Below are 14,175 nucleotides of genomic sequence, written 5' to 3'. Positions count from 1 at the left end.
CTTGTCCTGGGCCGGCTTGTCCTGGGGCAGCTTGTCCTGCGCCTGCTTGTCCTGCGCCGCCTTGCCCAGCATCTGCTTGTCCTGGGGCGCCGGGTCCTGGGGCTTGTTCTCGTCGCTCATACCGCCCCCACTCCCGACTGGCCGAGCAGCGGGAGGGACTTCAGCCGCGACTCCTCCAGCACCTTGATCTCTTCGCGGCGGTGCGCGCCGAGCTTGGTGTTCTGGATCTTGTCGTGCAGCTTGAGGATCGCGTCGAGCAGCATCTCCGGCCGCGGCGGGCAGCCCGGCAGGTAGATGTCGACCGGAACGATGTGGTCGACGCCCTGGACGATGGCGTAGTTGTTGAACATGCCTCCGCTGGAGGCGCAGACGCCCATCGCGATGACCCACTTGGGCTCGGCCATCTGGTCGTAGATCTGCCGGAGCACCGGGGCCATCTTCTGGCTGACCCGGCCCGCGACGATCATCAGGTCGGCCTGCCGGGGCGAACCGGAGGCACGTTCCATTCCCCACCGGGAGAAGTCGTGCCGGGGGTCGCCGGTGGCCATCATCTCGATGGCACAGCAGGCGAGCCCGAAGGTCGCCGGCCACACCGAGCTCTTACGCGCCCACCCGACGACCTGCTCGACCGTGCTCAGCATGAAACCGCTGGGGAGCTTCTCTTCTAGGCCCATTGCGGGCCTCCCTCCACGCAGTGACCCATCAGTCCCACTCCAGACCGCCACGCCGCCAGACATAGGCGTACGCGACCAGGACGGTGAGAATGAACAGCACCATTTCCACGAGACCGAACATTCCGAGACTGTCGAAGGCGACCGCCCACGGGTACAGGAAGATGATCTCGATGTCGAAGACGATGAACAGCATCGCCGTGAGGTAGTACTTCACCGGGAACCGGCCGCCGCCCGCCGGCTGCGGCGTCGGCTCGATGCCGCACTCGTAGGCGTCGAGCTTGGCCCGGTTCCAGCGCTTCGGACCGGTGAACGAGCCCATGACCACCGAGACGGCGGCGAAGCCGAACGCGAGCACACCGAGCACGACGATCGGCACATAGAGATCCACGGGTTCCTACACCCCCTTCTCGGTACGCACGGCCCTGTGCACCACGCATGGACGACCGGCCTCGGCCCAGGACATGTCCGAGGTCACGGCCGGGATTCCCATCCTAGGCAGGCTGATCATTCCTTCGTTCCTCGGGGGGTCATGCCGCCGGAGCGAGCTTGGACATGGCGTTGATGATCCGGTCCATCGCGTCGCCGCCTCGCGGATCCGTCAGATTGGCGAGCAGCTTCAGAGTGAACCGCATCAGGGTCGGGTGCGGCAGGCCGTGCGTGGTCGCGAACTTCATCACTCGCGGGTCGCCGATGGCCTTCACGAACACCCGTCCGACGGTGTAGTAACCGCCGTACGCCTCCTTGAGCACCCTCGGATAGTCGTACAGGGCGCGCTCTCGCTGCGCCGGGGTGGGTCGTGCCAGCGCCTGGACGATCACGTCCGCCGCGTACTCCCCGGACTCCATGGCGTAGGCGATGCCCTCGCCGTTGAACGGGTTGATCATGCCGCCGGAGTCGCCGACCAGCAGCAGGCCTCTGGTGTAGTGCGGCTGCCGGTTGAAGCCCATCGGCAGCGCCGCCCCGCGGATCGGCCCGGTGGCGTTGTCCTCGACGAAGCCCCACTCCTCGGGCATGTTCGCGACCCAGCGCTTGAGCATCGCCCGGTAGTCGGTGTTGCCGAAGCCCTTGCTGGTGTTCAACAGGCCCAGGCCGACGTTCGAGGTGCCGTCGCCGACGCCGAAGACCCAGCCGTAGCCGGGTAGCAGCCGGGCCTCGCCCTTCTCGTCCCGGTCCCACAGCTCCAGCCAGGACTCGAGGTAGTCGTCGTCGTGCCGCGGGCTCTCGTAGTAGCGGCGCACCGCGACGCCGATCGGGCGGTCCTCGCGCTTGCGCAGGCCCATGGCGAGCGAGAGCCGGGAGGAGTTGCCGTCGGCGGCCACCACCAGCGGCGCGGAGAACGTGATCTCTTCGCCGTTCTGCTTGGCGATCACTCCGGTGATCCGCCCGGTGCGCTCGTCGACGATCGGCTCGGTGACGTTGGTGCGCTGGTGCAGCCGGGCCCCGGCCTTGACCGCCCGGTCGGCGAGGATCTCGTCGAAGTCGAGACGGGTGCGCACCAGCCCGAAGTCGGGGTAGTTCGCGAGCTCCGGCCACGGCAACTCGAGGCGGACCCCGCCGCCGTAGATGCGCAGGCCCTTGTTACGCACCCAGCCGGGCGCGTCGAGGTCGACGCCCATACCGACGAGGCTTTTGACGGCGCGCGGAGTCAGACCGTCGCCGCAGACCTTCTCCCGCGGGAACTCGGTCTTCTCGAGCAACAGCACGTCCAGGCCCGCCTGGGCGAGGTAATAGGCCGTCGTCGACCCTGCAGGGCCGGCCCCCACGACGATGACATCGGCTTCTCGGGCGGAGTCCGTCACTTTCGTCCTCTTGTTCCGCTCGTTCGCTTGTGAAGGGCTTCACAAATGCTTCGTTATGGAGCCTACTCCTGGTTGGGGTATGAGGGGTACGGGAGTCCTTACTATGCGATCACCCTGTCGTGACCGTCCCGGCCCGACCCTGTCCGGCCGCTGCGAGACCATCACAGCGATGCGGCGATCACGCCGGCTTCCGACCATGATGCAGTGCGACGACGCCGAGCGAGAGGTTGCGCCAGCGCACCGACTCCCAGCCCGCGTCCCCCAGCCTGGCGGCCAGCGCGGCCTGGTCCGGCCAGGCCAGCGTCGACTCGGCCAGGTAGGTGTAGGAGTCGGGGTTGGAACTGGCCTTCGCCAGTAGCGGAAGCCCGTACTTCAGGTGCAGCCGGTGGCCGAACGCCAGGACCGCGTTCGGCGGACGGCTGACCTCGCAGACCACCAGCCGCCCTCCGGGGCGGGTCACCCGCAGCATCTCGCGCAGGGCCTGGCCGGTGTCGGCGACGTTGCGCAGCCCGAAAGAGATCGTCACGGCGTCGAAGGCGCCGTCGCCGAATGGAAGGCGCAGCGCGTCGCCGGCGACGAAGCCGAGCCGGCCGGTGGACCTGGCGGCGCTGTTCCTGCGTGCTCCGACCCGCAGCATGCCGAGCGAGAAGTCACAGGTGACGCAGCGTGCGCCCGCTGCCACGAAGGGCACCGAGGAGGTGCCGGTGCCGCCGGCCAGGTCGAGGATGAGCTCGCCCGGACGGGCGTCGACGGCCTTGCGGACCAGCCCCCGCCACCGGCGGTCCTGCCCGACCGTCATGAGGCCGTTGAGCAGGTCATAGCGCTCGGCGGTGCGGTCGAACATCGCCGCGACGTCGGCCGGTTGCTTGTCGAGGGAAGCGCGGGTCATGGCGCCAGCCTAGGCGGGCGGCGACGTCCCAGGATCATCAGGCCCGTCCTCACGCGACCTCGCCGCTTCGAATCTGCGGCGCTTGTCGCGGACGTTCTCGGACACGACCGCCGACATGGCGTCGCGCTGCCGGGCCAGCAGCACGAAGCTGATCAGCCCGCTGATCAGCACGGCGAGCGCCAGCAGGAGCAGGCCGCGGGCGCCCAGCAGGAAGAGCACCCCGGCGGTCGAGAAGAACAGCAGCACCCGGGCGGCGGAATAGGCGAGTACGGATCGCATGGCACCTTCAGGTTATGCCGGGCGCGGACCGAGACGGCACCCGCCCCGGGGAACGGCCGGAGTTCGACGCGGCGAGCGGTGCTCGCTCAGCGAGCCCGCGCAATCGGCGTGCCGCTTGCGCAATCTCCGCTACGGTCACTAGCTCAGACATGGGTCGAAGCCTAAGCGGTTGTCCACAACTCGCCGGTAACTGGTTGTCCTAAGGGTTACACGGCGGGTATACAAAGATCATCGTGACGGCTGAGCGATATATCATATTTACTTCGAGTTATTTCTCCTGGTCACGCAACTACACACCGTGATGTTTTCCGAAAACAAGGGAGAAATCGGTCTTGACCCGGCACACTTAGAAACAGTCCACCCGCACCGAGAGCGGGACAAAGGGGGAGAGAAACGTGGAAAGCACGAGCGAGCGCCTGCTGACCCCCGGAGAGGTGGCTGCGCTCTTCCGGGTCGACCCTAAGACCGTGACCCGATGGGCCGCCGCAGGCCGGATCAGCAGCATCCGGACTCCGGGCGGACACCGGCGTTTTCGGGAATCCGAAGTGCATGCACTACTGCGCGGCGAAGAGCCCGTCGCGGAGCACGTCAGTCGCTGAGTCGTCTGGGTCCGTGTCGCGCAGAACCCCCCTTGCGTAGCACTCACGGACCAGACGACATCAGTCGTCATTCTGCTGGGCCTTCCACTCCTCGAACTGTCGGAGCAGTGCCTCGTCGCCATCCTGCCACTGACGCCGTTTCCGCTCCAGTTCCTCCAGAGTGAGCGCCTGCCCGGCGAGTCGTTCGTAGTCCGGGTCCTCAGGACCGATTTCCACGTACGCCTGGCCGATGACCTGGCCGCCCTCCTCACCCGCCCCGCGTTCCAGAACGGCGCTATGGGGCACCCGCAGGTTCCCGTTGGTGAGTCTTATCACGTACATCTTCGGTCACCTACATTCCGTACCGGCGATTGAAGAAGAGCATCACGTTGAGCGCCGTCCGGATGTTGCCGCCCAGCATGTCCACCAGAGCCGGGCGCTGCCGCGCGCCGATCGCCGCGAAGGCGTCCGCGAAGAACTCCCGGCGGCCAAGATCGTTCGGCTGAAGGTGGAAGTCACTCGCCAGATGCGGGAGGCATTCGGCGTACAGGGCACGGAACTCGGGAGTGTCCGACTGCCAGCCGCCGTCGCCCCCGTCGATGTCGTCGAGAGCGTGCCCCACCTCGTGCATCATGACGTCCGGGGTCGGTGACGGCTGATCACCCACGATGATCTTGCGATCGCCGTAAGCCCCGGCGCAGATGTCCCAGGTCGCCTTTCCGGACGGCAACGGCCGCCCCTTGAGATGGGACATGTCGTCGAGATCGGGCACCCCGCCCGGACCGATGTAGATCCCGTCGACCCCCTCGGCCAGCTTCTCCTTCAGCGGCTCGGGCAGTGACGCCAGGCTGTCGATGGCCCTGACCACGTCGGGCGGCGGCAGGCCCTCCCGTGCGTCCCACTGCCGATAGATGATGCTCTCCAGCGAGCCACAGTGCCGACGACCGTCCGGCCGGATCGGGGCGTCGGGCGGATGCGAGCGGGTGCGCGGCGGCTCGTCGCGCAGTTCGAAGTCGCGCCAGGTCGGGCGGCGCTCCACCGTCTCGACCGCGTACCTGTCATCGCGGCCCGCTTTCCGAAAGCGGCCGAGCGCGTCGCGGGGCTGGGTGCGCCGTGGCCTCGTGGCCTTGTGCTCGGGCTTGTGATCGGTGGGTGACGAGGCATATGCCGCATCTCGTGCATCTCGGGACTTGCGGTGTGTGCCCCAATATCGCATCGCGCTCCCCTCACCGGGTCTCCGCGGCAACCCGGACAGGACTCGCCGGGCCTGTCCTCGCTGTCGCTTCTGGCAGGGTAAGGCCGAACCTGACTTGACGTCATCCCCACGTAGAACGGGTTACGCTGCGGGCATGTTCTATGTCCTCCTCGCCCTGATCGCACTCGGTGTCTGGCTCTTCTGCCTGTTCGACGTGCTGACCACGGATGAGGCGGCCGTGCGGTACCTGCCCAAGTTCGGTTGGTTCTTGATCGTTCTGCTCGGGTTCTGGATCGGCGCCCTTGTCTGGATGGGCTTCGGACGTCCCCGGCAGCCGGCCGCCCAGGTCTGGTCCGGCACCACCTCCCCCGACCCCGAGCAGCGGGAGCTCCCCCGCGGCCCGGACGACGACCCCGAGTTCCTCCGCAACCTGGAGCGCCGCATCCGCGGCGACGAGTAGTCGGCCGCGCCTCCGGCGCGGCGGCTCGGGGCGCTTTGAGGCGCTGTCTTCCCTCGTCGCTCACGAGCGCTCGTTCCTCGCACTCGCTCGCTCCTCAGTCCAGACAGCGCCGCGCCCCGAGCAGACCCTCCAGTCAATGCGCGTAAGTGAGGCCCTCCGGGTCGGCGGTGCCGAAGAGGTTGCTCTGCGAGCAGGCGCGCGGCGTCTGGACTGAGGAGCGCAGGAGCGAGGAACGAGCGACTAAGCGACGAGGGAAGACGCCGCGTCAAAGCGCCTACTCGCCGCCGCGCCGGAGGCGCGGCCATGAACACAGCGCGGCCATGAACACAGCTACGCGTACGAATGCAGGCCCGAGAACATGTAGTTGACGCCGAAGAAGTTGAACAGCAGGCAGCCGTAGGCGACGAGCGAGACGATCGCGGCCTTGCGTCCCTTCCAGCCGGCGGTGGCGCGTGCGTGCAGGTAGCCCGCGTAGACGACCCAGGTGACGAACGACCAGATCTCCTTGGGGTCCCAGCCCCAGTAGCGGCCCCATGCCGCGTCGGCCCAGATCGCGCCGGCGATGATGGCGAACGTCCAGATCGGGAACGCGAACATGGTGACGCGGTAGGCGAGGCGGTCCAGTGCCTCGGGCCCGGGCAGGCGGCCGGTTCCGGCCATGCCGCGTGAGGCGGCGAGATAGAGCACGGTGGAGAGTCCCGCGACGGTGAAGGCTCCGGTCGCGGTGATCGCGGCGGTCACGTGGATGGCGATCCAGTACGACTTCAGCGCGGGCACCAGCGGGCCGGCGTCGGTGTAGAGCCAGAGCGTCGCGATGCCGAGCGCGACGACGGCGAAGAGCATCACGAAGGCGCCGAGGAACCTGACCTGCTGCCGGACGAGCAGCACGAGGAACGCGGTCACGGCGGCGAACGTGATGGCCCCCACGAACTCGTACATGTTGCCCCAGGGCCAGCGCTCCACCGCCATCCCACGGGCGACGAGCGCGCCGAGGTGCAGGCCCCAGCCGAGGACGCTGAACAGGACGGCGAACCGGCCCCAGTCGACCTCGCGCTTGTAGGGGGTGTCGTCCTCGTCGGCGTCATCTCCGTCGGTGATCTCCGTCGCCGTGGCGCCGGCGGGCGTCGCCGTACCGGTCTCGGGGCCGCCCGCGCCGACGAGGACCTTCTCCTCGGCCACCGCCTCTTCGGCGGCCTTCCGGCGGTGCCCGAAGGCGAGGTCGGCCGCATAACCGAACATTGCGACGACGTACATGAGCACGGTGCCCAGCATGAGCTGGTTGCTCAGGTTCGCGAGTTCAGTGTCGACCACGCTCGTCACTCCTCTGTCTTGTCTGGGGCCGTGCCTGCGGGGACGGCCTCCCCGCCCGAGGATCGTGACCGGGCGGCCTCGTCCTCACGGAGCCGCTCGACGATCTCCTCGAACTCGGCCGTCGGGTTCCCGAGTGTCAGGCCACCGACCTCGACCACCGTATGCCCACCGTCCGCGGTGCGCGCACGGACCCATACCCTGCGGCGCCGGACCAGGAAGGAGGTGGCGATACCGAGGATCGCGATCGCGGCCGCGCCGAGCGCGGGCAGCCGCCCCGGGTCGTCGTTGATGGCGAGGCTGATCCATTCCTTGTAGCCGGTGAAGGTCACCGCGCCGGCGCCGTCCGGCAGGGTCAGCGTCTCTCCGACCCTGAGCGGCTTCACCGCCGTCTTGACCGGCTTGAGCCGGTCGGGGATGCCTTCGAGCTTGTAGACCGACTGCGGCGTGCCTGAGTCGAGGCCGAGGTCTCCGGCGAAGGCCTGGAGCGCGACCATCGGGTTGGCCGCGCCAGGGAAGGCCGACACCGCCTTGCCCTGCGCGTCGGCCACCGCCGTCGGCCAGAAGACCCCGATGAAGCCGAGCTGCGCGGGCCGCGCGTCGGGCACCTTGATGACGCCCTCGGACGTGAGCGTCCGCTGCTCCATCGCCAGGAACGGCACCGCTCCCTCGAAGGCGATCTGGCCCTTGCCGTCCCGCACCGTGAACGTCGGCGAATAACCGTGGCCCAGCAGGTAGATCTTGGCGCCGCCGACGTCGAGCGGGTGGTTGACCCGCAGGTCGTAGGGCCGCTCCGGCGACGATGGGGTGGCCTTGTAGCGCACCTTGCCGAGGAACTCGACGGCCTGGCCGCGCTGGGAGCCCTGGGCGACGTAGCTGGCCTGGAAGTCGTCCAGCGACATGGAGAACGGCGCGAGCCGCGAGGGGCTGAACCGGCTGCCCGGCTTGAACGCGTCGTAGCTTGTGAGCGTGTTGGAGAAGCCGGTGCCCTCGGTGAGCAGGACGTTGCCGCGGTAGCCGAAGGCCGAGCCCATCCCGATCGCGAACAGCAGGACGAGCAGGGCCAGGTGGAAGATCAGGTTGCCGGTCTCACCGAGAAAGCCCTTCTCGGCCGCGACCGACCCGTCACCGGAGTCGACCCGGAACCGGCGCGCGCGCAGCAGTTCGCGGGCCTGGTCGAGGACCTCGGCCGGGGCGGCGTCGGTCTCGTACGTCGCCGACTGCGGCAGCCGGGCGAGATTGCGCGGCGCCTTCGGCGGCCGGGCCCGCATGGCCCGGTAGTGCCTCCACAGCCGCGGGATCACGCACCCGGAGAGCGAGACGAAGAGCAGGATGTAGATCGCGGCGAACCACGGCGCGGCGAAGACGTCGAACATCGAGAACCGGTCGAGCCAGGGCGCGAGGGTCTTGTGGTCCTGGAAGTACAGGGCGACGTTCTCGGGATGCACGCCGCGCTGCGGCAGCACCGAACCCGGGACGGCCGCCACCGCGATCAGGAACAGCAGGATGAGCGCGGTGCGCATGGACGTGAGCTGGCGCCAGCCCCAGCGCAGCCAGCCGAGGAATCCCATCAGATCACCGTCTCGAATCCGCCGATCCAGCCCTTGAGCGAGATCATCACCTCGCCCCACAGACCGGTGACCAGGAGCAGGCCGATCGCGACGAGCATCCCACCGCCCACGCGCATGACGACCTGGTAGTTCCGCTTGATCACGCCGAAGGCGCCGAGCGCCCTGCGATAGGCCACTGCCGTGGCGACGAACGGCAGCCCGAGCCCGAGCGAATAGGCCAGTGACAGCACCGCGCCGCGCCCGGCACTCGCCTCGGTGAACGCCAGTGACTGCACCGCGGCCAGCGTCGGCCCGATGCAGGGCGTCCAGCCGAGGCCGAACAGCACTCCGAGCAGTGGCGCCCCGACCAGGCCCGCAGTGGGCAGCCGGCTCGACTTGAACGTCCGCTGGAGCCCGGGGACGAAGCCCATGAACGCCAGCCCGAACAGGATGGTGATCACGCCGAGCACCCGGGTGATCGGGTCGGCGTACGCCAGCAGCCAGCGGCCCAGACCGCCGAAGGCCAGCCCCGCGCTCACGAAGACCACCGTGAAGCCGGCGATGAACAGCACCGAACCGGCGAGCAGGCGGCCGCGCCGCTGCCGGGCCAGGTCGGCGCCGGACATGCCGGTGACGTACGAGAGATAGCCCGGCACCAGCGGGAGCACGCAGGGGGAGACGAACGACACGAGCCCGGCGAGCACGGCGACCGGCAGCGCCACCAGCAGCGATCCGCTGGTGACGGTGTCCGCGACCCCCATGGCCGCGCTCATGGCCTCGCTCCGCTCGGCGGCTCGGGGCGCCCTGGAGGCGGTGGCTTCCCTCGCATCGGCACTACTTCTCCGCGGCGACCTGGGTCACCAGGGGGGTCAGCTTGGAGTAGGTCGTGGAGCCCACGATCCGCACGGCCACCCGGCCTCGGCGGTCGAGCACCAGCGTGCTCGGCACGGCGTTGGGCGGGATGTCGCGGAAGGCCAGCGTGAACCGGCCGTCCGGATCGAAGACGCTCGGATAGCCGACCTTGAAGCTCCGGATGAACGCCTTGGCCGGCGTCTTGCCGTCCTTGATGTCGACGCCGACGAACTCGACGCCGCGGGCCTTGTTGTCGGTGTAGACCTTCTCGAGCGCGGGCGCCTCGGCCCGGCAGGGCGCGCACCAGGAGGCCCAGAAGTTGATCACGACGACCTTGCCCTCGAGGTCGGCGAGCTTGAACGGCTTGTCGTCGAGCGTGGCGCCCTCGGCCCGTGGCCCCGCCTTGCGGGCGGCGGGCTTGATCACCTGCGAGTCACCGTTACCGGCCACGTAGCGGGAGTCGCTGCCGGCCGGCCCGGACGCCTGGGTGGCGGTGCAGCCCGAGAGCAGCGCGACGGCCGCGAGGATGCCGGCCAGGGCATGGGTGGGCAGGGGTCGGGCGTCCAACGCACTCTCCACTACGAGACGTAGTACTTCGGCTCTATTGTGCAGGCCCTGTCAGGCACCCGGCACACTGGGTCGACGAATCAGCGCGGCGGCCGGTTCCGCGTACGAGACCGACACGAGGCGGCCGCCCTCGTACACGAAGCTCGTGACGCTGGCCAGCTGGCACTGCCGCCGGGTCGGGTGGTGCCACAGCTTTCGCCGCTCGGCCCGGCGCCGGGCGATCCAGATCGGCAACTGGTGGCTCACGCAGATGGCCTCGCGACCCGGCGCCGCGTCCCGCGCGTCGGCGGCGGCCTCGAGCATGCGCGAGGCGATCTCGTCGTACGGTTCCCCCCACGAGGGGCGGAAGGGGTTGTACAGGGACGGCCAGTTGGCCGGACGGCGCAGAGATCCGTCACCGACCCCGAAGGTCATGCCCTCGAAGCGGTTGGCCGCCTCGATCAGCCGATCGTCGGTGGTCACCCGCAAGCCGAAGGTCTCGGCGAGCGGCTCGCTGGTCTCGCGGGCCCGCTCCATCGGTGAGGAGAACAGCGCCGCCACGTCGCGCCCGGCGAACCACTTGGCGGCGGCCTTCGCCATGAGCACGCCGTCCTCGCTGAGGTGGTAGCCGGGCAACCGCCCGTAGAGGACGCCCTCGGGATTGTGCACCTCACCGTGACGCAGCAGGTGGACGATGGTCTTCTCACTCATGGCGCGACAAGACTACCCGCGCCCTCGCCCGGCACGGCCGCTGACCCGCGGGCCCCGCATGGCGCCGGGCCTCAGTCCTCGGCGGTGAGCTCCGGGGGCGGGGGCGGGGCCACGGCGCGCAGGGCGTCGATGACGGCGCGGATGCCGGGGCGGCGGGCCGCCTCCTCGCGCCAGATCGCGTAGACGCGGCGGGTGAGCAGGGGCCGCAGGGACAGCACCCGTACGCCGGGAGGTACGTCGCAGCGGCCCATCCGGGGCAGCATCGAGGCGCCCAGCCCGGCTCCGACGAGCGCGAGCTGGGTGGCGTACTCGTAGGCCATGTGCTCGATGCGCGGCTCGCTGTCGATGGCCCGGAGCGTGTGGGTCAGCCAGCCCGAGCAGACCGTCCCGGCCGTGGAACTGATCCACGGGTCGCCGGCGAGCTCTTTCAGCTCGATCGACTCCCGGTCGGCCAGCGGGTGGTCGGCGGGCAGTGCCACATCGGCGATGTCGTCGCAGATCGCGCCCTTGCGGAGCCCCTCGGGGATGACGAGCGGCTGGTTGCTCCAGTCCTGTACGACCGCGAGATCCAGGTCGCCGCGGGTGACCATGGCGACGCTTTCCAGCGGGTCGTACTCCTGCAGCAGCACCCGCAGCTGGGGGTGCTCTGACCGGAGCCGGATGATCGCCGGTGGCACGAGCCCGCGTGCGGAGGTGGGGAAGGCGCCGAGGGCCAGTTCGCCCACGACGGCGCCGCGGTGCGCCTCGAGGTCGGCCTGCGCGACCTCCACGAGGGACAGGATGCGGTCGGCGTGCCCCACGAGCAGTTCGGCGGCGTCGGTCAGCCGTACCCCTCGGCCGTTGCGTTCGAGCAGCTTCTGGCCGGTCTCCCGTTCCAGCTTGGCGACCTGCTGCGAGACGGCCGAGGTGGTGACGTGCAGTACGTCGGCGGCGGCGCTGACCGAGCCGTGAGAGGCGATCGCGTGGAGGGCACGGAGCCGATCCAAGTCCAGCATGAAGCGATACTAAACCCATCTCCGGAGAAATACTACCTTGTTCTTAAGTGTGGAACTCGGTGATGATCCACCCATGACCCCCCGCCACATCTCGCTCGCCGTCTTCATCGCTGCCGTCTGGGGCTTCAACTTCGTCGTGATCCAGGTCGGCCTGGACAGTTTTCCGCCGCTGCTCTTCGCGGCGCTGCGGTTTATGGCAGCCGCCTTCCCTGCCGTGCTCGTCGTACGCCGTCCGGACCTGCCATGGCGATGGTTCGCGCTGATCGGCCTGCCGCTCGGGGTCGGGCAGTTCGGCCTGCTGTTCGTCGCCATGCACCTCGGCATGCCGGCGGGTCTGTCCTCACTGGTGCTGCAGACCCAGGCGCTGTTCACCGTCCTGTTCGCGGGGGTACTGCTCGGTGAGCGACTGCACCCGATGCAGGCGTCCGGCATGATCGTCGCCTTCGGTGGCGTGGCTCTCATCGGCGCCGACCTGGAGCAGTCGAGCCCGCCGGCGGCCTTCGCGCTGTGCGTCGCGGGCGCGGCGATGTGGGGCCTCGCCAACATCGGCATGCGACGCATGAACCAGTCCCACGACCCGAAGCCCGACGCGTTCGCCTTCATGGTCTGGATGTCGCTCGTGCCACCGCTGCCGCTGCTGGCCCTCTCACTGGTGTTCGAAGGGCCTCGTGCGGGTCTGGAGGCGCTCAGCGGGCTCTCTCTCATGGGCCTGGGCGCGCTGGCCTACATCGCCTACATGTCCACGCTGGTCGGCTTCGGGCTGTGGGGCCGGCTGATGCGGCGCTACGACGCCGGAGTCGTGGCCATGTACTCGCTGCTCGTACCCCCGTTCGGCCTCGCCTCCGCGGCGCTCCTGCTCGACGAGCGCTTCAGCGCACCGCGGCTGCTCGCGGCCGTCCTCATCCTCGGCGGGGTGGCGGTGGGCGGCCTCCGCGCCAGAAGACCGCCGACGCCGGCGAGAGAGCGCCTCACGAACGTCACGGGTGTGTTCGGTGGCCCCGATGAGGGCCACCGAACACACCATTGACGGAACGTCCCTATGCCGCGGCCGCGGCGCGTGCGGCGTGCGGGAGTGCCTCGGCGATGCGGTCCAGCGCGGCGTCGTCGTGGGCAGCGGACAGGAACCACGCCTCGAACGACGACGGCGGCAGGTAGACCCCGCGTGCGAGGGCGGCGTGGAAGAAGGCGGCGTAGGCCTCGGTGCTCTGCTTGCGCGCCGCCTCGAAGTCGCGCACCTCACCGTCGCCGAAGAAGATCGAAAACAGGTTGCCCGCGGTCTGCAGCCGGTGCGGCACGCCCTCCTCGGCCAGCGCCTCCGTGGCCCAGGCGGCCACGAGCGAGGCCGCCCGGTCGAGCTTGGCGTAGACCTCGTCGGTGGCGTTGCGGAGCGTGGCGAGGCCCGCGGCGGTGGCGAGCGGGTTCCCCGACAGCGTGCCCGCCTGGTAGACGGGGCCCGAGGGGGCGAGTTGGTCCATGACGTCGGCGCGGCCGCCGAACGCCGCCGCGGGGAGCCCGCCGCCCATGACCTTGCCGAAGGTCATGAGATCACCGGCGACGCCCTCCCTGCCGTACCAGCCCGAGGCGGACACCCGGAAGCCCGTGAGCACCTCGTCCATGATCAGCAGTGCGCCCTGGCGTTCGCACAGCGACTTCAGAAGCGCATTGAAGTCCTCGAGAGGTGGCACAACGCCCATGTTCGCCGGGCACGCCTCGCTGATGACACAGGCGATCTCGTGCCCGAACTCGTCGAACGCCGCCTCGACGGCGGTCACGCTGTTGTAGGGCAGCACGATCGTGTCGGCCGTCGTGGCCCCGGTCACTCCGGGCGTGTCGGGCAGCGCGAGCGTCGCCACGCCGCTTCCCGCGGCCGCCAGCAGCGAGTCGACATGGCCGTGGTAGCACCCGGCGAACTTCACGACCTTGGACCGGCCGGTGAATCCGCGGGCCAGCCGGATCGCCGACATGGTCGCCTCGGTGCCCGAGTTGACCAGGCGGACCTTGTCCACCGGGGTCCGCGCGACGATCTCCTCGGCGAGTTCCACCTCGCCCGGTGTGGGCGCGCCGTAGGACGTGCCGCGCGCCGCCGCCCCCTGTACCGCCGAGACGACGGCGGGGTGGGCGTGACCAAGTATCATCGGCCCCCATGAGCAGATCAGATCGACGTATTCGTTGCCGTCGGCGTCGGTCAGATAGGGGCCGTGCCCCGACACCATGAAGGGGGGCGTGCCCCCCACTGCACGGAAGGCCCGCACCGGCGAGTTCACGCCGCCGGGCACGACGGCGGTGGCCCGTTCGAACAGTTGCTGAGATCGGTTGCTCGAAGTCACGGCGCCAGTCTC

17 protein-coding genes are annotated in these 14,175 nt (G+C 69.4%); 3 read left to right on the top strand and 14 right to left on the bottom strand.

The annotated features are described in order from the left end of the window. Nucleotides 1-116: 116 nt before the first annotated feature. From HKK72_RS07255 to HKK72_RS07235, 5 genes are all read right to left on the bottom strand, one after another. Nucleotides 117-674: a NuoB/complex I 20 kDa subunit family protein gene (locus tag HKK72_RS07255; protein WP_187233474.1), complete on the bottom strand. Its 558-nt coding sequence runs from the start codon at nucleotides 672-674 to the stop codon at nucleotides 117-119. 28 nt (nucleotides 675-702) lie between these two features. After that, nucleotides 703-1,062 (bottom strand): NADH-quinone oxidoreductase subunit A, encoded by a 360-nt coding sequence (locus HKK72_RS07250; RefSeq protein WP_187233473.1) that lies wholly within the window; start codon nucleotides 1,060-1,062, stop codon nucleotides 703-705. Between the two features lie 139 nt (nucleotides 1,063-1,201). Then, nucleotides 1,202-2,473 carry a geranylgeranyl reductase family protein gene (locus tag HKK72_RS07245; protein ID WP_187233472.1) on the bottom strand — a complete coding sequence of 424 codons (1,272 nt, stop codon included), beginning with the start codon at nucleotides 2,471-2,473 and terminating at the stop codon, nucleotides 1,202-1,204. A 178-nt stretch (nucleotides 2,474-2,651) separates the two neighbouring features. Beyond that, nucleotides 2,652-3,362, bottom strand: coding sequence for a demethylmenaquinone methyltransferase (locus HKK72_RS07240; RefSeq protein ID WP_187233471.1), 711 nt, complete (start codon nucleotides 3,360-3,362; stop codon nucleotides 2,652-2,654). Between the two features lie 9 nt (nucleotides 3,363-3,371). Then, nucleotides 3,372-3,641 carry a DUF4229 domain-containing protein gene (locus tag HKK72_RS07235; RefSeq protein ID WP_187233470.1) on the bottom strand — a complete coding sequence of 90 codons (270 nt, stop codon included), beginning with the start codon at nucleotides 3,639-3,641 and terminating at the stop codon, nucleotides 3,372-3,374. A gap of 395 nt (nucleotides 3,642-4,036) precedes the next feature. Between HKK72_RS07235 and HKK72_RS07230 the strand changes: the two genes are divergently transcribed. Beyond that, nucleotides 4,037-4,240, top strand: a complete 204-nt coding sequence (locus tag HKK72_RS07230) for a BldC family transcriptional regulator (protein ID WP_187233469.1) — start codon at nucleotides 4,037-4,039, stop codon at nucleotides 4,238-4,240. 60 nt (nucleotides 4,241-4,300) lie between these two features. Here the strand turns inward: HKK72_RS07230 and HKK72_RS07225 are convergent, their stop codons facing one another. Together HKK72_RS07225 and HKK72_RS07220 are read right to left on the bottom strand one after the other, a co-directional pair. Next, the gene (locus tag HKK72_RS07225) at nucleotides 4,301-4,561 is read right to left on the bottom strand and encodes a hypothetical protein (RefSeq protein ID WP_187233468.1); all 261 of its coding nucleotides are present in this window, start codon (nucleotides 4,559-4,561) and stop codon (nucleotides 4,301-4,303) included. 10 nt (nucleotides 4,562-4,571) lie between these two features. Beyond that, nucleotides 4,572-5,258 carry a hypothetical protein gene (locus tag HKK72_RS07220; protein WP_315987125.1) on the bottom strand — a complete coding sequence of 229 codons (687 nt, stop codon included), beginning with the start codon at nucleotides 5,256-5,258 and terminating at the stop codon, nucleotides 4,572-4,574. 310 nt (nucleotides 5,259-5,568) lie between these two features. Between HKK72_RS07220 and HKK72_RS07215 the strand changes: the two genes are divergently transcribed. Continuing rightward, nucleotides 5,569-5,874, top strand: a complete 306-nt coding sequence (locus HKK72_RS07215; RefSeq protein ID WP_187233466.1) for a PLDc N-terminal domain-containing protein — start codon at nucleotides 5,569-5,571, stop codon at nucleotides 5,872-5,874. A 330-nt stretch (nucleotides 5,875-6,204) separates the two neighbouring features. Here HKK72_RS07215 and ccsB read toward each other — a convergent pair whose 3' ends face one another. The 6 genes from ccsB to HKK72_RS07185 all read right to left on the bottom strand — a co-directional run bounded on the left by ccsB (nucleotide 6,205) and on the right by HKK72_RS07185 (nucleotide 11,836). Continuing rightward, a complete protein-coding gene (gene ccsB, locus HKK72_RS07210) occupies nucleotides 6,205-7,185 on the bottom strand; it encodes a c-type cytochrome biogenesis protein CcsB (protein WP_315987124.1) in 981 nt (326 codons plus the stop codon). Between the two features lie 5 nt (nucleotides 7,186-7,190). Further along, a complete protein-coding gene (locus HKK72_RS07205) occupies nucleotides 7,191-8,753 on the bottom strand; it encodes a cytochrome c biogenesis protein ResB (protein WP_187233465.1) in 1,563 nt (520 codons plus the stop codon). Then, nucleotides 8,753-9,505 (bottom strand): cytochrome c biogenesis CcdA family protein, encoded by a 753-nt coding sequence (locus HKK72_RS07200; RefSeq protein ID WP_261986619.1) that lies wholly within the window; start codon nucleotides 9,503-9,505, stop codon nucleotides 8,753-8,755. The genes HKK72_RS07205 and HKK72_RS07200 overlap by 1 nt, the downstream gene beginning before the upstream one ends. Before the next feature lie 61 nt (nucleotides 9,506-9,566). Continuing rightward, nucleotides 9,567-10,151, bottom strand: a complete 585-nt coding sequence (locus HKK72_RS07195) for a TlpA family protein disulfide reductase (RefSeq protein ID WP_261986618.1) — start codon at nucleotides 10,149-10,151, stop codon at nucleotides 9,567-9,569. A 51-nt stretch (nucleotides 10,152-10,202) separates the two neighbouring features. Beyond that, nucleotides 10,203-10,841 (bottom strand): histidine phosphatase family protein, encoded by a 639-nt coding sequence (locus HKK72_RS07190; protein WP_187233464.1) that lies wholly within the window; start codon nucleotides 10,839-10,841, stop codon nucleotides 10,203-10,205. Between the two features lie 71 nt (nucleotides 10,842-10,912). Then, entirely contained in the window at nucleotides 10,913-11,836 is a 924-nt protein-coding gene (locus tag HKK72_RS07185) for a LysR family transcriptional regulator (RefSeq protein ID WP_187233463.1), read from the bottom strand. A 73-nt stretch (nucleotides 11,837-11,909) separates the two neighbouring features. On the opposite strand from HKK72_RS07185, the gene HKK72_RS07180 reads away from it, so the two are divergent. Continuing rightward, entirely contained in the window at nucleotides 11,910-12,863 is a 954-nt protein-coding gene (locus HKK72_RS07180) for an EamA family transporter (protein WP_187233462.1), read from the top strand. A gap of 10 nt (nucleotides 12,864-12,873) precedes the next feature. Here HKK72_RS07180 and hemL read toward each other — a convergent pair whose 3' ends face one another. Further along, nucleotides 12,874-14,163: a glutamate-1-semialdehyde 2,1-aminomutase gene (gene hemL, locus HKK72_RS07175; RefSeq protein WP_187233461.1), complete on the bottom strand. Its 1,290-nt coding sequence runs from the start codon at nucleotides 14,161-14,163 to the stop codon at nucleotides 12,874-12,876. Nucleotides 14,164-14,175 lie beyond the last annotated feature (12 nt).

It is taken from the genome of Actinomadura sp. HBU206391 (assembly GCF_014323665.1).
GTDB lineage: Bacteria > Actinomycetota > Actinomycetes > Streptosporangiales > Streptosporangiaceae > Actinomadura_C.
The sequence above is the reverse complement of the archived record's forward strand: the minus strand, read 5'-3'. Positions and strand labels throughout refer to the sequence as shown.